Genomic DNA, 17,979 nt, shown 5'->3' on the forward strand with positions numbered 1-17,979 from the left:
TTGTGTGGGTGGGATTTGTGCCACGACGAAGATCAAGTGTGGGAGCTGTCGAGCCCCAGCGAGGCTGCGAAGGCGGCGGCACTGCTGGCATTTTTATCGCCTGACCCACCGCTTTCGCAGCCTCGCTAAAGCTCGACAGCTCCCACAGGAGATCGGTTGTGTGGGTGGGATTTGTGCCACGACGAAGCACTAGTGTGGGAGCTGTCGAGCCCTGGCGAGGCTGCGAAGGCGGCGGCACTGCTGGCATTTTTATCGCCTGACCCACCGCTTTCGCAGCCTCGCTAAAGCTCGACAGCTCCCACAGGGGATCGGTTGTGTGGGTGGGATTTGTGCCACGACGAAGCTCTAGTGTGGGAGCTGTCGAGCCCTGGCGAGGCTGCGAAGGCGTCGGCACTGCTGGCATTTTCATCGACTGACCCACCGCCTTCACAGCCTCGCTAAAGCTCAACAGCTCCCACAAGGGGATCGGCTGTGTTGGCAGACATGACCGCCAAAAGCGCCAACAGAGGGCTCGGTGTTCTTTACAGGTCTTTAACCAACCGCAATGCATCATAGATCGCCGCATGGGTATTGCGCGCGGCTACGGCATCGCCGATCCGGAACAGTTGGAAGCGGCCGTTAGGGTTGGTCACGATGTTCTGCGGGTTCCCGGCAATCAAGTCGTGTTGCTCCACGGCCCCACCATTGCTGGAATGCGCGCGCAGGTCGAAGTACAGGTCGTCCAGGGGGAGGGTGCCGTGGTTGACCACCACTTGATCGACCACCCGCTGCTTGTGCACCTTGCCGTAGTCGCTGCCAAAGCTGACGAGCAGCCGACCGTCGTGTTTCTCCACCGTTTCGACCCGGTAGGTCACGGTAAAGGTCACGTCCAGGTCTTGCAGGCTGCGCATGTAGGGCACCAGGTTCATGGCCATGACTTCCGGGGCGAACGCGCGGTCCGGGGTGACGATTTCGACGCTGGCGCCACTCTGCGCGATCACCTCGGCGGCTTGCAGGGCGGCATGGTCGCCGGCGTCATCGAATATCAGCACGTGACGCCCCGGCTTGACGTCGCCGGAAATGATGTCCCAGGTCGAGACCACCAGCTCATTCCCCTGGGCCAGCACCTCGGTGTGCGGCATGCCGCCGGTGGCGACAATCACCACGTCCGGCTCGTGGGCCAGCACTGTCTCGGCTTCGGCCCAGGTGTTGAAGTGGAACCGAACGCCGAGGCGTTCGCACTGGGCCATGCGCCAATCGATGATGCCGATCATCTCGCGACGCCGCTCACTCAATGCCGTCAGGCGGATCTGCCCACCGGGCCGGTCGGCGGCCTCCAGCACGGTGACGTCGTGACCACGCTCTCCGGCCACCCGCGCCGCTTCCAGCCCGGCCGGGCCCGTGCCGATTATCAGCACCTTGCGCTTCACCGCCGCCTTGGGAATGTCATGGGGCATGCTGGTTTCGCGGCCGGTCGCCGGGTTGTGGATGCAGTAGGCCGCGCCGCCCTGGTAGATACGGTCCAGGCAGTAATTGGCGCCGACGCAGGGCCGAATGTCTTCTTCGCGGCGCTCGATGATCTTGCGCACGATATGCGGGTCGGTCATGTGGGCGCGGGTCATGCCGACCATGTCCACCTTGCCCGAGGCAATGGCATAACGCGCGGTGGCGACATCCGGGATTTTTGCCGCATGGAAAGTGGGAAACCCGGTGGACGCGCGAATCTCGCCGGCAAAATCCAGGTGCGGCGAGTTGCGCATGCCCTGGATAGGAATCACATCGGTGAGGCCCGCATCCGTGTCGATATGCCCACGTACCACATTGAGGAAATCCACCAGCCCGCTGTCCTTGAGCATGTGCGACACCTGCAAGCCTTCGTTGGCAGTAAACCCGCCCGGCAAGGCTTCGTCGCCGGTGTAGCGCACGCCCAACAGAAAGTGTTCACCGACCCGCTGGCGAATGCCGCGCAGGATATCGAAGGTAAACCGCATGCGGTTCTCCAGCGAGCCGCCGTACGGGCCGTCGAGGTCATTGGTGAGCGGCGACCAGAACTGGTCCATCAAATGCCCGTAGGCTTGCAGTTCCAGGCCATCCAACCCGGCCGCCTGCATGCGCTCGGCGGCGTCGACGTAGTCCTTGATGATCCGCTCGATGTCCCAGTCTTCCATCTTCTTCGGGAAGGAGCGGTGTGAGGCTTCGCGACGGTGCGACGGCGAAACCACCGGCAGCCAATCCGCCTTGTCCCAGCGTGTGCGACGACCCAGGTGCGTCAGCTGGATCATCACGGCCGCGCCGTGTTCGTGGCACTCATCCGTCAGGTCCTTCAGCCAGCCGACTACCTCGTCCTTGTAAGCCAGCACGTTATTGAACACCGGCGGGCTGTCACGCGATACCGCGGCAGAGCCTGCAGTCATGGTCAAGGCCACGCCGGCCTTGGCACGTTCGACGTGGTACGCGCGGTACAACGCCTGCGGCATGCCGTCCACCGGGTAGGCCGGTTCGTGGGCGGTGGTCATGATCCGATTGCGCAGGGTCAGGTGCTTGATCGTGTAGGGCTGCAGCAGGGGATCGCTGGACATCGGGGTGTGCTCCGTCGTGGGCATCATCAGGCTGGGCGATTTGAAATTAGGGTAAATGTACATAGGTGTCAATAATGGACGACACGTATGTACATTTTTATTGCGAGGCCCGGAAGTCGTCGCTAAGATCGCCTTTACCCCCTAGGAGGACGCCTGATGACTACTCAAGTGCGCTATCGGAAAAAAGCCTGTGCCTACCTGCTCGGACTTGCGCTGGGTGCCAGTGCTGCACTGACCCATGCGGAGCAAAAACCACCGGTACGCATCGGTTGGGTGAACTGGTCCGATACGGAAATCACCGTCAAACTCGCCAGTACCGCGTTGCAGGAGCACCTCAAGCAACCGGTCAAGCTGGTGATGGCCGACATTGGCATCCAGTTCCAGGCACTGGCCAACGGCAACATTGACCTGATCCCGATGGTCTGGCTGCCCAGCACTCACAAGGCGTTCTACGACAAGTACAAGGACCGGCTTGAAGACCTTGGCGTGCTGTATGAGGGACGCATCGGCATGGCCGTGCCGACCACGGTGCCGGTCGCAGAAGTAGCCAGCGTGGAAGACCTGAACAAACCCGGCGTCCGCGAGAAGTTCGACGGCAAGATCTTTACCTCCGAAGTCGGCAACGGCCAGTACAAGCTCACCGTCAAGGCGATTGAGGATTACAAGCTGACGGGCTACAAACTGGTGGGGTCTTCGGAAAGCGGCATGCTCAACGAGCTGGACCGCAACCTCAAGCGCAACAAGTGGTCACTGGTCAACGCTTGGAGCCCGCACTGGATGTTCTCCAAATGGTCGCTGCGCTACCTGGACGATCCCAAGCAGATTTTCGGCGGCGCGGAGCAGATCCACGCCATGGCCCGTAAAGGCTTCAGCCAGCAACACCCCGAGGTGGCGTACTTCTTTGCGCATTTCTCCATCCCTCAGGCCGACCTCGAAGCGCTGATGATGCAGGCGCGGGAGAGTACGGCAGACAAGGCGGTGGCGGCGTATTACGCGGCGAACAAGGTGCGTTTTGAGGGGATGTTCAATCCGGGATTGGTTTCCCGGTAGGCATAGCCTTCTGCTCAAGGTTTCCGAGCGATTGTGGTGAGCGGGCTTGTCCCTCGCCCTACGATATCGGGCATATGAATAGCCGCCACGCGCTGCTCGCAGCGAATCGCGAACGGCATCGGTGCGCAACTGAAGTGTCATCTGCGCCTCGTCGATCACGATTTCTGCGACGATCAACACGCAGATCAGCGGCGCGGTCACGAACCAATGGCACCAGCATTGCGTCGCCAGTGACACGAAAACGCCGATGATCCACAGCGCCAGCACCCACTTTGGCGCGCGCTGTTGCAGCGGCACCCAGAACCTTGGCAGCCGTTTCAGGCGGGCCGTGTGCAGTCGCAGCGACTCTTCGAGGAGTGCGAGGTTACATAACGGTCGATGGCCGAAAGCTGTTCGGCCGTGAGCGGCGTTGCAATCGCCGGGGGCGCCGACATCAGCAGAAGGCTAGTCGCAAGAGTTCGGAGCATGGAAACCTCTAAAACGTTGTCGCTGTTTTGGGAGGCGCCAGTGTGCACAAGGGGGGAGTTTTACGGGGGGGGCGATGGAGGGGGCGTGGAACCGATGGGAACGCAATCACAGGGGTTTGATGAATTTCACATACACCTGCTCAGGGTCGTGGTCGTCCAGATTGTCGATCTGCCCGCTCGGCACGAATCCAGCCTTTGCAAACAACGCCTGGGCTGCGGTGTTTGACGCATTGGTCGAAGCAAACAGCTTGGGCGTCTTGCACGCCGCCTGCGCCGCCGCCAGCAACCGCAGCGCCACACCTTGACGCTGATGAGCCGGCGACACGACGACCAGCGCCACAAAGCCATGATCGAAAAAGTCATGGGTCAGCACCAGATAACCGGCGCATCGGCCAGCGGTGTCGACGGCAACCAGGCATTGTTGGCGAACCACGGCGTCATGGATGAACACGCGGCGATGGGTGTGGGCGGTTGCGTAGGTGTCCAGTTCGATCAGGGCACGCACGTCGTCGGGTGTGGCTTGGCGGATAATGTTTATCGAGCATGTAGGCACAGGGATACCTTCACTGATTGGGTTTGGCTTTTGATTTGGCCAGTTTGGGTGTGCCAAGCACTCGATTCAACTCGCCAGCGAGCGCTATCAACTGCTGTTCCAGTGCTTCGACCTCGCCAGGCCCAATGCCATCGTTAATTATTTGTAGGGTTTTGGTCTTTTTCGTCGATGCAGGCGTGAGGTTATGCGTGCCTTGGGGGAGCAGCGCCTGGCGCAACAGATTATTGATCACTGTTTGATAGCCCGTACCGGCATTTTCCGCACGCTCGCGGGCGGCTTCAATTACTGCATCATCTAACATGATCGTGATGCGGGTCTTGCCCTTGGTACTGGCAACCGCGCCGCGTTTGCCGGTACTGAAATTGTATTCGTCTTGCATGGTTCAAGCCTCCAGATACTGGTGTCTTTCATTTTTGGATGCGAGCCTGGCACTGATAATGCGCACAAAGTTTGGGTCACGGTAGGTGTAGGCCACTACTAAGACCCTTCCTTTTGTACCAGTACCCATGATTACCCATCGCTCCTCGTCGTGATCATTGTCTTGAATGGTCAGAGCCGCTTCGTCGTAGAACACCGATTCCGCGTCGGCAAGGCTGACGCCTTTGTGCTTCTGCTGATTTGCAATGCTTTTTGCCTTGTCATATTGAATCCTGAAAGTTCTCATTATGCATACTTTATATGTATATAAAAGCGATTGGCGAAAGTGACAGTCAGGGCGGAGGTATAACTCATAAGGGTTCTTATTTGGATGCACAGTGCCCTCATCTATCCGTGAGGGTTCGATTGTGCTGAGGCTTCGCAGGTATGTCCGTGCGTAACCGGTGATCTGTTAAGTAGCCAGGTTCTGATTCCGCCGTCAGATGAGGTCCCATGTCGATATCAGACCAACTCCCGCCGCTCCCAGGCTATTTTTGATGAACTCAGGCCGCGTAAGGTGACCCATCATTAAGAAATGATGATCGCCTGACTCTTCAGTCAGTACACCTTGACGTCGATCACCGAGAACAACAAAAACAATGAATAGCCTGAATTCCAACGATTCCAACGGCCAGTTGGCGCAAGGCTTCAAGCCGCGTCATGTGACCATGCTTTCCATTGCAGGCATTATCGGCGCGGGGTTGTTTGTCGGTTCCGGGCATGCGATTGCGGCGGCGGGGCCGGCGGTGCTGCTGGCTTATCTGTTCTCTGGCACGCTGGTGGTGCTGGTCATGCGCATGCTCGGGGAGATGGCGGTGGCCAACCCCGATACCGGATCTTTCTCGACCTATGCCGACCAGGCCATCGGGCGCTGGGCCGGCTTCACCATCGGTTGGTTGTACTGGTGGTTCTGGGTGCTGGTGATCCCCATTGAGGCCCTGGCCGCCGGGCATATTCTCAACCAGTGGTTCCCGCAGATCGACGCTTGGCTGTTTGCCTTGTTGTCGATCTTTTTGTTGGTGGTCACCAATCTGTTCAGCGTGTCCAAGTACGGCGAGTTCGAGTTCTGGTTCGCTATGGCCAAGGTGATCGCGATCATCGGCTTCATCGGCTTGGGCTTTGCGGTGCTGATGGGTTGGATTCCCGAGCGTGAGGTCAGTGGGTTGAGCCGGTTGATGGAGGAACACGGCGGTTTCGCGCCCAACGGACTGTCGGCGGTGGTTGGGGCCTTTATCACCATCATGTTCAGTTTTATCGGCACTGAGGCGGTCACCATCGCGGCGGCCGAGTCCAGTAACCCGGCGCAGAACATCGCCCGGGCCACGCGCTCGGTGATGTGGCGCATTGGTGTGTTCTACCTGTTGTCGATCTTCGTGGTGATTTCCGTAGTGCCGTGGAATGACCCGTTGCTTGCCTCGGTAGGTTCTTATCAGCGCGCCCTGGAGCTGATGAACATTCCCCACGCCAAGCTGCTGGTTGATGGGGTGGTGTTGATCGCTGTGGCCAGTTGCATGAATTCCTCCATCTACATTGCCTCGCGCATGCTGTTTTCCCTGGGCAAGCGCGGGGATGCCCCCACGTTGATGAAGAAGACCTCGGCGGCCAGCGTGCCGAGGGCCGCGGTGATTGCCAGCACCATCCTGGGCGCGGGCGTGACCTTGTTCAGTTACTTCGCGCCGGCCGGGTTGTTCCAGTTTCTGCTGGCCAGTTCGGGCGCCATTGCCTTGCTGGTGTACCTGGTGATCGCCGTGTCGCAGTTGCGCATGCGCAAGATCCTGCGACAGCGCAACGTCACGCTCACCTTCCAGATGTGGCTGTTTCCCTGGCTGACCTGGCTGGTCATTGTGTTTATCTGTGCCGCATTGACGGTGATGCTGGTCACGCCTGAACACCGTTTTGAAGTGTCATCGACCATCGGCCTGGCCCTGATGATTTCCCTGGTCGGCTTGCTCACCGCGCGGCAACCCGAACGCGCGCAAAAACCAGTGGCCGCAGCCTCACCGCCATGAGTGGCCGCCCCGTAAGCAGCATCGTGTTCTTGCTGCTGGACCAGTTCACCCTGATGTCACTGGCCTCGGCGGTCGAGCCCTTGCGCATGGCCAACCAGCTCTCGGGTCAGGAACTCTACAAATGGCACACCGCGAGCCCGGACGGCAATCCCGTGTGGGCCAGTGACGGCGTGCCCATCACGCCGGACGGTTCGATTCTCAGCGTGCCGTCCGCCGACATTGTGATTGTCTGCGGTGGCATCGGCATCCAGGGCACCGTGACGGGTGAGCTGGTCAAGTGGTTGCGCAGCCAGGCGCGTTACGCCAAGCGACTGGGCGGTATCTGTACCGGTAGCTTTGTGTTGGCGCGCGCCGGTTTGCTGGATGGCTATGAATGCAGCGTGCACTGGGAATGGTTGGCGACCATGCAGGAGGCCTTTCCTCGTGTGACGGTCAGTTCCAGCCTGTTCAGCCTCGACCGGGACCGTCTCACCAGCTCGGGCGGCACGGCGCCGTTGGACATGATGTTGCACCTGATCGGCCGGGATCACGGGCATGAGTTGTCGGCGGCCATCTCCGACATGTTTGTGTACGAGCGCATCCGCAACGAGCAGGACCATCAGCGTGTGCCCCTCAAGCACATGCTCGGCACCCAGCAGCCCAAGCTGCAGGAAATCGTCGCGTTGATGGAGGCCAACCTGGAGGAACCGATCAACCTGGATGAGCTGGCTGCGTATGTCACGTTGTCGCGTCGTCAGCTTGAGCGCATGTTTCAGAAATACCTGCACTGTTCGCCGTCGCGCTACTACCTCAGGCTGCGGCTGATCCGGGCGCGGCAGTTGCTCAAGCAGACACCCATTTCCATCGTGGAGCTGGCGGTGCTCTGCGGCTTTGTGTCCACGCCGCACTTCTCCAAGTGCTACCGCGAATACTTCGGTGTACCGCCCAGCGACGAGCGCTCCGTCACCGACAGTGAGCGAACCATCGTGCTCAAGCCGGTGATGCATGCGTTGCCTACGCCCGCGCCCATGAACGTATTGGAGCAGGCGCGGGGAGAGGCAACGTTTGCCAGCGTGAAAAACCTGAAGCCCTGAACTCAGCGCATGTGCAGGATGATCGGGCTGCTGCTCGCCGGGTCAGTGTGCCCGCGCAACTTGCCCACCGCTTTGGCGTCAACCGCGCCACCGTTATTGCCCCAGGTGCTGCGCACGTAACTCAGTACATCGGCGATTTCCGCGTCGGACAATTGCTCACGGAAGGCCGGCATACGGTAGGCATCCGGCACGCCGGCCGCTACCACGCGTTGCGAGCCGTTGAGGGTGATGTTGATCGCCGAGGCGCTTTCTTTCGCCAGTGCTGACGTGGCGCCGGCCAGGGGCGGCATCCACTCGGGCTGGCCCTTGCCGTCGAGACCATGGCAAGAGGCGCAACGGGTCGCGTAGGTGTGGGCGCCGGGGGCGTCTTGAACCGCTGCCACTGCCTGATATTGCCAGGGCGTGCCGTCACGCTGTGGGTCGCCAGGCAATGACTTGAGATAGCGGGCGATAGCGGCCAGGTCGTCGTCCTGCATGAATTGCGTGGAGTTGTTGAAAGCCTCGGTCATCGAACCGTAGACCACCGCATGGGCGTTGCGCCCGGTCTTGAGGAACTGCACGATCTGCGGCTCGGTCCACCGACCCAAGCCGGTGTTGGGGTCCTGGCGCAGACTCGGCGCATACCAGCCGTCGAGCAGCGCGCCGGCAAGGAACGGCGCGCCGGATTCATCCAGGGCTTTTTCATTGAAGGCCAGGCCGCGGGGCGTGTGGCAACTGCCGCAGTGGCCGGGGCCTTGGACGATGTAGGCACCACGGTTCCACAGGGCGTCCTGATTGGGCTTGGCCGCGTAAGTCGCGGTGGGCGCGAACACGCCGTTCCACAGGGCGATGGGCCAGCGCATGTTCAGCGGCCAGGGAATATCACTGGGAATATTCGGTTGGTTGGCCGGTTTTATGCCCTGCATGAAAAACGCGTACAGCGCTTTGATGTCGTCATCGCTGAGTTTCACGTAGGACGGGTAGGGCATGGCCGGGTACAACCGGCGGCCGCCGGGTGCTACGCCATGGCGCACCGCACGGTCAAAATCGGCCAGGCTGTAAGTGCCGATCCCTGTCTGCTTGTCCGGCGTGATGTTGGTGGCGTGGATAGCCCCCAGCGGTGTAGCCATTTCCAGGCCACCGGCGAACGGCGCTTTGCCCGCCAGGCTGTGGCAGGCCACGCAGTCGCTGAGGCGGGCGACATATTCGCCACGGCTGACCAGGGCGGGCTCGAAGGGGGCGGCGGCCTGCGCCTGTTCGAACGGTGTAGCAGGCTCACGGGTGACGTACCAGGCCAGCAGGCCTGCCGCGACCAGGCAGGGCAGCGCCAGCCAGCCTGCGGTTCTTGCGAATCGACGGTTGTTCATGGGCGTTTCCTGAAGGTCAGCTGAAGGTGTGTCGGCTCATTGGCAGGCTGCGAACACGCTGGCCCGTCAACTGCGCCACCGCATTGGCCACGGCCGGTGCCACGGCCGGCAACGGCGGCTCGCCGATACCGCCCATCTTTTCGCCACTCTCAACCACCCGTACATGCACCCGCGCCATTTGCGCAGGCGCCAGGATCGGGTAAAGGTCGTAGTTGCGCGCCCGGGGCTTGCCATCCACGTACACCGCTTCTTCCAGCAAGGTCTGGGACAAGCCCAACGCCACGGCGCCATTGACCTGCGCTTCGACAATCGCCGGGTTGACGATGCTGCCTGGGTCGATGGCCTGCCAGATATCGTGCACCCTGACCTTGCCATTCTCGATGGACACTTCGGCGATCGCCGCCGTATGGGAGCCGAACGGCGAGGCCATGGCCACACCGCGTGCGCGCCGGCTGCCGTCTTCGGCGGTGAAAGGGCCGCGCTTCCAGCCGCCGGACAACTCAACCGCCGCTTGCAGCAAGGTGGTCAGCCGTGGGTTGTCGCGCAGCAGGTGCAGGCGCAACTCATAGGGGTCATGTTTGCCCTTGTCCGCGAGCTCATCGAGGAACGACTCGTAGAAAAAGTCATTCAGCGAATTGCCCACCGATCGCCAGTAGCCGAGCATGGGCGCGCCTTTGACGTAGATCTGCGCGATGCGTTTGTTGGGGATTGCATAGGACTTGCCCGACAACCCTTCGACCGCCGTGGGGTCGATCTTGTCGCCCTGTTTGCCGGCGAGGGCTTCGGTCGGGCCTTCGGTGGCGCTCACCGCTTCGATGGCCACCGGCAGGCCTTTATCATCCAGACCGGCGCGGAACTTGACCACCGCCACCGGGCGCAATACATCGCGCAGGAACTCTTCCTCACGACTCCAGATCAGCTTGACCGGACGGCCCACCGCCTTGGCCAGCGCGATGGCCTGCGGGTAGGGGTTGGCCGAGTCATACAGGAAATGCCGGCCGAAAAAACCGCCGAGCAACGGCGAGTGCAGGTTGATCTGCGCAGGGTCCAGGCCGGTGCGCTTGGCGATATCGCCGCGGAACATGTCCGGCGCCTGGTTGGGCAGCCAGATATCCAGGGTGCCGTCGGGGTTGAAGCGTGCCAGGGCGGAGGGTGGCTCCAACTGGCCGTGGTTGAGGTACTGGTTGTGGTACGTCGCTTCGACCTGGGTCTTGGCGCCTTTGAGCGCGGCGGCCACGTCGCCTTCGTTCTCGTCATCACGGGCCGGCCCTTGCTGGGCGGCGAGGAACTCGAAGTGCTTGTCGCTGGAAAAATCCGCCGGCATGACCCGCAGTGCCGAGTCGGCAGCCGCTTCCTGCCAGTCGACCTGGATTGCTTCTACCGCACGCTTGGCGTGCCACCAGCGCTCAGCCACCACGGCCACCGCGCCGGGCAGCACGTGCACCGAATGCACGCCTTTCATCCCTTCGACCTGCGACTGATTGCGCAGGCTGCCCACGGTCATGCCCAGGCGTGGCGCATGCTGAACCGCGGCGTGGAGCATGTTGTCGACTTTCAGGTCGATGCTGTAGAGCGCCTTGCCGGTGGATTTATCGTAGGCGTCCAGGCGTTTGACTGGCTTGCCGATCCAGCGGAACTGGCTCGGGTCGCGCAGGATGATGCTGGCCGGGTCGGGCACTGGCATGTCCAGGGCGCGACCGGCCAGCTCACCGTAGCCCAGCGACCGGCCGGACGCCGCGTGCACCACGCGACCCGGCTGGGTGGTCAGTTCGCTCACCGGCACGCCCAACTGTTGGGCGCCGGCCTGCAGCAGCATCGCGCGGGCGAGGGCGCCCAGGCGGCGCATGGTCGGGTAGCTCATGCGCACCGACATGCTGCCGCCGGTGATGCGCATACCGTTTTCCATCACCACGTAGGCTTCGCCGGGCGGTGCGGCCTCGACGATGAATGTGGCGGGGTCGGCGTCCAGCTCTTCACCGACAATCTGCGCCATCGCGGTGTGCGTGCCTTGCCCGCCTTCCATGAAGGGGCTGAGCAGGCGCACCGTGCCGTCCGGACGAATCTCCAGGAAGGCCGGCACCTGGGTGCCGCGTTCGGCGGTGGTGGCGGCTTGTACCCGGCCCGAGCCTAGTGGCAGGCCAAAACCAATGACCAGCGCACCCACGGCCGTACTCGCCAGAAAGCGGCGGCGCGACAGGTTCACCGGTGCATCGAGCAGTTCGTTGATGAGGTTCATCAGACACCCCCCTGCTTGGCGAGGTCGTCGACGGCCGCGTGGATGGCGTTATAGGTGCCGCAGCGGCACAGGTTGATCATTGCTGCGTCGATCTGCGCCTTGCTGGGCGCCGGAGTGTGCTTGAGCAACGCCGTGGCCGCCATCACCTGCCCGGACTGGCAGTAACCGCATTGCGCCACCTGATGCTCGACCCAGGTCGCGACCACACGCTTGCCCACTTCATCGGTTTCAATCGCTTCGATGGTGGTGATTTCGCGCCCGACCACCCCAGCCACCGGCGTGACGCAGGAGCGCACCACATTGCCGTCCACCAGTACTGAGCACGCGCCGCACTGGGCCAGGCCGCAGCCATATTTGGTGCCCGTCAGGCCCAAGTCATCGCGGATCACCCACAGCAATGGCGTGTCCGCGTCGGCATCCACCTGATAGGCCTTTTGGTTGATTCGTAATTCCATGGCTCACCTGCTGATCGACGGTAGGTGCGGCCTGTTTTAGTGATGAACGCAGTGGCCGCTTATCGTCGAACTCTAGACCAGTGCGCCAGGGCTATCTATCCATTAGTCGCCAAGTCGGAGGATTGGGCAAGTATTCAACAGGATTGTGCGACTACGACTCAGCCGTTGGCCGCACGAAGTCCTCCTCGAAGTGCTCATGCTCACCCCGCGCATCCCCCTGGCGTCGCAGCACTTCCATCTGCCGCAGTTCCACCCGCCGAATTTTCCCGGAGATGGTCTTGGGCAGTTCGGTGACGAACTCGATACGTCGCACCCGCTTGTAGGGCGCCAGATGCTCACGGGCGAAGGCGAGAATGTGTTGGGCCAACTCCGCGCTGCCCGGTTCGTCGTGGGCCAGGATCAGGAACGCCTTGGGCACGGCCAGGCGTAACGGGTCGGGGCTTGGCACCACGGCCACTTCCATGACGGCCGGGTGTTCGATCAAGGCGCTTTCCAGCTCGAACGGACTGATGCGGTAGTCGGAAGCCTTGAACACATCGTCGGCGCGACCGACGAAGGTGATGTAGCCGTCGGCGTCGATCTGCGCGGTGTCGCCGGTGCGGTAGTAACCGTCACGCATGACCTCGGCGGTTTTTTCCGGGCTGTCTTCATAGCACAGCATCAGGCCGAGCGGGCGTACGTCCAGGGGCAGGGCGACTTCGCCCTCAGTGCCGGGACAGCCATCGGGATCAAGCAGGGCCACTTGATAGCCCGGCAGCGGGCGGCCCATGGAACCCGGCTTGAGCACCTGGCCGGGGGTGTTGCCCACCAGGGCAGTGGTTTCCGATTGGCCAAAACCGTCGCGCAGCGGCAGGCCCCAGGCGTGTTGGATCTGCTCGATGATTTCCGGGTTCAACGGCTCCCCGGCGCCGACCAGTTCGCGCAGGCTCAAGCGCGGTTTGTAGCTGGCGAGGTCTTCCTGGATCAGCATGCGCCACACCGTAGGCGGCGCGCACAGGCTGGTCACGCCGTAGCGTTCCAGCGCACTGAGTAAGGCCGGTGCGCTGAACCGTGCGACGTTATGGATAAAGATGCACGCCCCGGCATTCCACGGCGCGAACAGGCAACTCCAGGCATGCTTGGCCCAGCCGGGCGATGAGATGTTCAGGTGCAGGTCGCCTGGTTGCAGGCCGATCCAGTACATGGTCGACAGGTGGCCCACCGGGTAGCTCTGATGGCTGTGCAGCACCATCTTCGGCTTGGACGTGGTGCCCGAGGTGAAGTACAGCAGCATCGGGTCGGTGGCCAAGGTTCGGCCTTCGGCCTCGAAGCGTTCGGGGTATTCAAAGGCAGCGCTGTGCGAAACCCATCCGGCAGGCGCCGAGCCCACGCAGATACGGCTGCAACCCTCCGCCAGGCCGGCGAATTTGTGCACATGCGCATCGCCGACCACCACATGGCGAACCTGCCCGCGTTCGATGCGGTCACGCAGGTCATCCGGGTTCAGCAGGGCGGTGGCGGGGATGACCACTGCGCCGATCTTGAAGGCCGCGAGCATGGTGTCCCACAACGCCACATCGTTGCCGAGCATCAACAGCACACGATCACCCCGGCGTACGCCAAGGGCACGCAAGTGGTTGGCCACCTGGTTGGAGCGCCTGGCCAATTGCTGGAAGCTGTAGCGCTGCTCGCTGCCGTCCTCTTCGACGATCCACAGCGCATTCGCCGCATTGCCCTCGGCCATGGCGTCGAAATAATCCAGGGCCCAGTTGAATTCGCCCAACTGCGGCCAACGGAAATCCCGTACGGCGGTGGCGTAGTCGGTGCGGTGAGCGAGCAGAAAATCCCGAGCGGCCAGGAAGGGCTGGGTCATGGTGGCTGTCCTTAATTATTGTTGTGGGACTTGCCCCCGGCTGAACCGAGAGGCTGGACCGAGTATAGGCACGCATAAATCAGAGCAGAACGCTCAAAAACACCGGTGCGTTGTGCAAAAAAGTCATGGGTGTGCACCGGCGCGGTAGCGTGATTGACGATCAAGACGTAAAAGTCCAATATGGAATTATAAGTACAAAAGCACCGCTGCTGTCTCTTTCTTCAGGCTTGCCAAAACCAACAACAACTTGCGAGAACATCCTCATGAAGAAACGCGCCCTCATTACCGCCCTGGCCTTTGGCCTGCTTGCGTCCAGCCACTTGGTGGCCGCCGAGAAAACCCTGCGCATTGGCATCGAGGCGGCTTACCCGCCCTTTGCGTCCAAGACCCAGGAAGGCAAGATCGTCGGGTTCGACTACGACATCGGCAATGCGCTGTGCGCGCAAATGAAGGTCAAGTGTGTATGGGTAGAAGGGGAGTTCGATGGCCTGATTCCTTCCCTCAAGGTGAAGAAAATCGACATGGCGTTGTCGTCCATGACCATCAACGAAGACCGTAAGAAGTCGGTGGACTTCACCCACAAGTACTACTTCACCTCATCGCGCCTGGTGATGAAGGACGGCGCGGTGGTCGATGACCAGTACGCCAGCCTCAAGGGCAAGACAGTCGGCGTGCAACGCGCCACCACCACGGACCGCTACGCCACCGAGGTGTTCGAGCCCAAGGGCATCAACGTCAAGCGCTACAGCAATAACGAAGAGATCTACATGGACCTGGCTGCCGGGCGGCTGGATGCGATCTTTGCCGACACCATTCCCCTGAACGACTTTTTGCAAATGCCACGGGGCAAGGGCTATGCGTTTGTCGGCCCGGAACTCAAGGACCCGAAATACGTGGGCGAGGGTGCCGGGATTGCCGTGCGCAAGGGCAATACCGAGTTGGTCAGCGAGTTGAACGCGGCGATCGACGGCATCCGCGCCAGTGGTGAGTACCAGAAGATTTCGCAGCAGTACTTCAAGTCCGACATCTACGGCGACTGAGAGGTCTACGCGGACTAAATGTGGGAGCGGGCTTGCTCGCGAATGCGGTGGCTCAGTTGGCCTATCGGGTGGCTGACACTCCGCATTCGCGAGCAAGCCCGCTCCCACACTTGTCCGGCGGTATTTCCTGCCGTACCGATCAGCCCTTCAGTTCTTTCAAATGCTTGTAGACCGTCGCCCGCCCCATGCCCAGCACATTGGCCACATAGTTCGAGGCGCTCTTGCCCTTGAATGCCCCCTCGGCGTGCAGTGCCAGCACCAGCTCACGCTTGTGGTCACGGGTCAGCAGGTTGAGGCTCAACTGACGCTCGCGCATCCACGCATGCAGAAACGTATTGATACGCTCCTGCCAGTCATCGCGAAACAGCGCGTCCGGTTGCGGGATCAGTTTGCTCGGCGACAGGAACAGGTCCAGCGCCGCCTTGGCGTTTTCAAACAGCGAAATATTCAGGTTGATGCACAGCACCGCCAGCCGGCGGCCTTTGTGGTCGTGCAGCACGGTGCTCAGGCTGCGAATTTTCTGACCGTCCCAGTTAAGCTTTTCGTACGGGCCAATATTCACTTCGCTGACGTCAGCGTCGAGCATGTCTTCCAGTGCCGAGTCATCACCAATGCTGCGCTTGGACAGGTTGTTGGCGATGTAATCGACTTTTTGTGAACGCAGGTCATGCAACACCGCTTCGGCGTGAGGGAAGAACAGGGTGGCGATGGCGTCGGCCATCGCGCGGAAGTTCTGCATGACCTTGTCTTGTTCAGCGGTGTTCATCAATGCGGCTCCAGGCGGGCAGGGGAGAGCATACCAGCGTCGAGGCCGAACTGCGTCAGTGCCTCCGGCAGCGGCGCGCCACGCACCAAGGCCGCGCTCGCCTGGCCCATGGCCGGCGAGGTCTGGATGCCGTAGCCGCCCTGTGCCGCCACCCAAAACAGGCCCGGTATCATCGGGTCGAAACCCGAAAGCAGGTCACCGTCGTGCACAAAGCTGCGCAGGCCGGCCCAGGTACGGGTCGGGCGGCGGATGGTCAGGGTGGTGGCTTCTTCGATCTGATAGATGCCCATGGCGATGTCCAGTTCTTCGGGCTGGATATCCTGGGGCTCGACCGGGTCGGCGTTGGCTGGCGAGCCGAGGAACATGCCGGCGTCGGGTTTCATATAGAAGGATTCGTCCAGCGCCACCAGCATCGGCCAGTGATGGCTGTCGACGCCTTCTGGGCCGGCGAAGATGAAGGCCGAGCGCCGCTTGGGTTGCAAGCCGATGGAGGCCGCGCCGGCGAGCCCACCGATATGGTCGGCCCAGGCGCCGGCGGCATTGATGATCACCGGCGCGGTGCAGGTGGCATCCTGGGTGTGCACCTGCCACATGCCGGCGGCGTCGCGGCTCAAGCCGAGCACGTGGCTGTCGGTGCGCACCTCGCCACCGTTGCGGCGGATACCACGCAGGTAGCCCTGGTGCAGGGCATCGGTGTCGATGTCGCTGGCGGTGGGGTCATACAGCGCGCCGTGGACTTTTTCGCGGCGCAGGATCGGCAACTTTGCAAAGGCTTCATCGGCACTGAGCAATTCGACCTGGGAGACGGTGGCCTTGGCGTTCAGGTATTGAGCGTTCAACTCGGCCGCATCGCCGAGGAAATCCACGGTCATTTCGCCCCGTGGCGTCAGCAGCGGGTGTTCGCAGAAACCCGCTGGCGGGTTGTCGAAAAACGCCCGGCTGGCCAGGGTCAGCGCGCGCACCTGCGGGGTGCCATAGGCGGCGGAATACAGGGCGGCGGAACGCCCGGTGGAGTGATAGGCCGGGTGGCTTTCACGCTCCAGCACCAGCACCTTGCCGTGCTGCGACAACCAGAAACCGGTGGACGCGCCGGCAATGCCGCCGCCGATGATGATGAAGTCTGCGTGGCTCATAGTTGTCTCCAGAGGGCATGGGCCAGTGCGATGTCTTCCAGGCCCAGGCCGATGGAGCGGAAGAATACGTGGCGGTCGTAGGTCGGCCGCGGCACCTGTTCGCTGAGCAATTCAGGCAGGTCACCGACCACTGTGCGTGGGTCCCAGCCGTGTTGTTCGGCGGCGATCAGCATCTCACCGGCCGAGCCTGGGGTGGTTTGTCGATAGTCGCAGAATACCTGCATCGCGCTGAGACTATGTGGCGGGACCTCATGGGCACGCGGGGCATTGGTGCTGATCGAGGTGATCAGCGCCGGTTTGCTCAGGCACGCCGGGTCGAGCACCGGCCCGGCCGACGAGGTGCACAGCAGGATCACGTCGGCGTCTTCAACCGACATGTCGCTGCTGTGCGTGATGACCACCCGAGGGTCCAGGCGCTTGATGCCTGCGGTGGTCTCGGCGCTGGCGTTGGCCAGGCTGGGCGAAAATACGCTGATGCTCTGCCAGTCTCGCAGGTGTCGGGCGTAGTGCAAATGCGCCTGTGCGACCTTGCCACTGCCAATGATCGCCAAACGCCGCGCGGACAAGGGCGCCAGCGCATCCACTGCCAGGGCCGTGGTGGCGGCGGTGCGTGCCGTGGTCAGCTCGGCGGCATCGCACAGCAGCACTGGCTGGCCGGTCTGCATCGACATCAGCAAGGTCCAGGCCGTCACCAGCGGTCCTTGCTCGCGCACGATATAGGGCGACGTCTTGACCCCATACACCCCATCCTCGGCCAGCACGCCCAAGTAGTTGATGAAGTCACCCGCCGCGTGGGGGAATTCTACCCACTGCTGTGCCGGCTGCACCGCTTGCCCGGCCGCCAGGTCTCGGAACAGCTTGCGCAGGATCTGCGGTACATCGACCTGGGCGAGCAGTTCGTGGGCCTGGGCCGAGTGGATCACATGAGGCGAGCTGGACATGGGGATCTCCGCATTTAAACTAATTTGTCCATTATGGACTTTTAGTTCTGTCGAGCAATATCCCACTGCAAAAAAGCTGGCGC

At 61.9% G+C, this 17,979-nt stretch carries 15 protein-coding genes and 1 pseudogene; 4 read left to right on the forward strand and 12 right to left on the reverse strand.

What is annotated here, in order from left to right:
* Positions 1-521: 521 nt before the first annotated feature.
* Positions 522-2,558, reverse strand: a complete 2,037-nt coding sequence (locus CWC48_RS22310) for an NADH:flavin oxidoreductase (RefSeq protein WP_100492443.1) — start codon at positions 2,556-2,558, stop codon at positions 522-524.
* 156 nt (positions 2,559-2,714) lie between these two features.
* Between CWC48_RS22310 and CWC48_RS22315 the strand changes: the two genes are divergently transcribed.
* On the forward strand, positions 2,715-3,608 hold the full coding sequence (locus tag CWC48_RS22315; protein WP_100490334.1) for a glycine betaine ABC transporter substrate-binding protein: 894 nt from the start codon (positions 2,715-2,717) through the stop codon (positions 3,606-3,608).
* Positions 3,609-3,683: 75 nt separating this feature from the next.
* Here CWC48_RS22315 and CWC48_RS30930 read toward each other — a convergent pair.
* From CWC48_RS30930 to CWC48_RS22340, 4 genes and pseudogenes are all read right to left on the reverse strand, one after another.
* A pseudogene (locus CWC48_RS30930) lies at positions 3,684-3,950 on the reverse strand (hypothetical protein); the annotation flags it as partial.
* A gap of 231 nt (positions 3,951-4,181) precedes the next feature.
* Positions 4,182-4,628, reverse strand: a complete 447-nt coding sequence (locus CWC48_RS22330; protein ID WP_100490335.1) for a GNAT family N-acetyltransferase — start codon at positions 4,626-4,628, stop codon at positions 4,182-4,184.
* A gap of 10 nt (positions 4,629-4,638) precedes the next feature.
* Positions 4,639-5,007: a BrnA antitoxin family protein gene (locus CWC48_RS22335; protein ID WP_099491900.1), complete on the reverse strand. Its 369-nt coding sequence runs from the start codon at positions 5,005-5,007 to the stop codon at positions 4,639-4,641.
* Positions 5,008-5,010: 3 nt separating this feature from the next.
* On the reverse strand, positions 5,011-5,292 hold the full coding sequence (locus CWC48_RS22340; RefSeq protein WP_099491899.1) for a BrnT family toxin: 282 nt from the start codon (positions 5,290-5,292) through the stop codon (positions 5,011-5,013).
* 352 nt (positions 5,293-5,644) lie between these two features.
* Between CWC48_RS22340 and gabP the strand changes: the two genes are divergently transcribed.
* Together gabP and CWC48_RS22350 are read left to right on the forward strand one after the other, a co-directional pair.
* Positions 5,645-7,054 (forward strand): GABA permease, encoded by a 1,410-nt coding sequence (gene gabP / locus CWC48_RS22345; RefSeq protein ID WP_100490336.1) that lies wholly within the window; start codon positions 5,645-5,647, stop codon positions 7,052-7,054.
* The gene (locus CWC48_RS22350; protein ID WP_100490337.1) at positions 7,051-8,127 is read left to right on the forward strand and encodes a GlxA family transcriptional regulator; all 1,077 of its coding nucleotides are present in this window, start codon (positions 7,051-7,053) and stop codon (positions 8,125-8,127) included. The genes gabP and CWC48_RS22350 overlap by 4 nt, the downstream gene beginning before the upstream one ends.
* A gap of 2 nt (positions 8,128-8,129) precedes the next feature.
* Here the strand turns inward: CWC48_RS22350 and CWC48_RS22355 are convergent, their stop codons facing one another.
* The 4 genes from CWC48_RS22355 to CWC48_RS22370 all read right to left on the reverse strand — a co-directional run bounded on the left by CWC48_RS22355 (position 8,130) and on the right by CWC48_RS22370 (position 14,016).
* On the reverse strand, positions 8,130-9,473 hold the full coding sequence (locus tag CWC48_RS22355; RefSeq protein WP_100490338.1) for a cytochrome c: 1,344 nt from the start codon (positions 9,471-9,473) through the stop codon (positions 8,130-8,132).
* Between the two features lie 16 nt (positions 9,474-9,489).
* Positions 9,490-11,709: a molybdopterin cofactor-binding domain-containing protein gene (locus CWC48_RS22360; protein WP_099491896.1), complete on the reverse strand. Its 2,220-nt coding sequence runs from the start codon at positions 11,707-11,709 to the stop codon at positions 9,490-9,492.
* Positions 11,709-12,164: a (2Fe-2S)-binding protein gene (locus tag CWC48_RS22365; RefSeq protein ID WP_010211243.1), complete on the reverse strand. Its 456-nt coding sequence runs from the start codon at positions 12,162-12,164 to the stop codon at positions 11,709-11,711. The genes CWC48_RS22360 and CWC48_RS22365 overlap by 1 nt, the downstream gene beginning before the upstream one ends.
* Before the next feature lie 151 nt (positions 12,165-12,315).
* Positions 12,316-14,016, reverse strand: coding sequence for an AMP-binding protein (locus CWC48_RS22370; protein WP_100490339.1), 1,701 nt, complete (start codon positions 14,014-14,016; stop codon positions 12,316-12,318).
* Positions 14,017-14,279: 263 nt separating this feature from the next.
* Here CWC48_RS22370 and CWC48_RS22375 point away from each other — a divergent pair, with 263 nt between their 5' ends.
* Positions 14,280-15,056 carry an ABC transporter substrate-binding protein gene (locus CWC48_RS22375; protein WP_099491894.1) on the forward strand — a complete coding sequence of 259 codons (777 nt, stop codon included), beginning with the start codon at positions 14,280-14,282 and terminating at the stop codon, positions 15,054-15,056.
* 139 nt (positions 15,057-15,195) lie between these two features.
* Here the strand turns inward: CWC48_RS22375 and CWC48_RS22385 are convergent, their stop codons facing one another.
* From CWC48_RS22385 to CWC48_RS22395, 3 genes are read right to left on the reverse strand one after another with little or no spacing between them, the layout of a single operon-like run.
* The gene (locus CWC48_RS22385; protein WP_078049123.1) at positions 15,196-15,822 is read right to left on the reverse strand and encodes a transcriptional regulator; all 627 of its coding nucleotides are present in this window, start codon (positions 15,820-15,822) and stop codon (positions 15,196-15,198) included.
* Positions 15,822-16,955, reverse strand: a complete 1,134-nt coding sequence (locus tag CWC48_RS22390; RefSeq protein ID WP_100490341.1) for an FAD-binding oxidoreductase — start codon at positions 16,953-16,955, stop codon at positions 15,822-15,824. Before CWC48_RS22390 ends, CWC48_RS22385 begins: the two co-directional genes overlap by 1 nt.
* Positions 16,952-17,896: an ornithine cyclodeaminase family protein gene (locus CWC48_RS22395; RefSeq protein ID WP_100490342.1), complete on the reverse strand. Its 945-nt coding sequence runs from the start codon at positions 17,894-17,896 to the stop codon at positions 16,952-16,954. The genes CWC48_RS22390 and CWC48_RS22395 overlap by 4 nt, the downstream gene beginning before the upstream one ends.
* Positions 17,897-17,979 lie beyond the last annotated feature (83 nt).

Source organism: Pseudomonas sp. S10E 269 (assembly GCF_002798465.1).
In the GTDB taxonomy this organism is placed as follows: domain Bacteria; phylum Pseudomonadota; class Gammaproteobacteria; order Pseudomonadales; family Pseudomonadaceae; genus Aquipseudomonas; species Aquipseudomonas pergaminensis.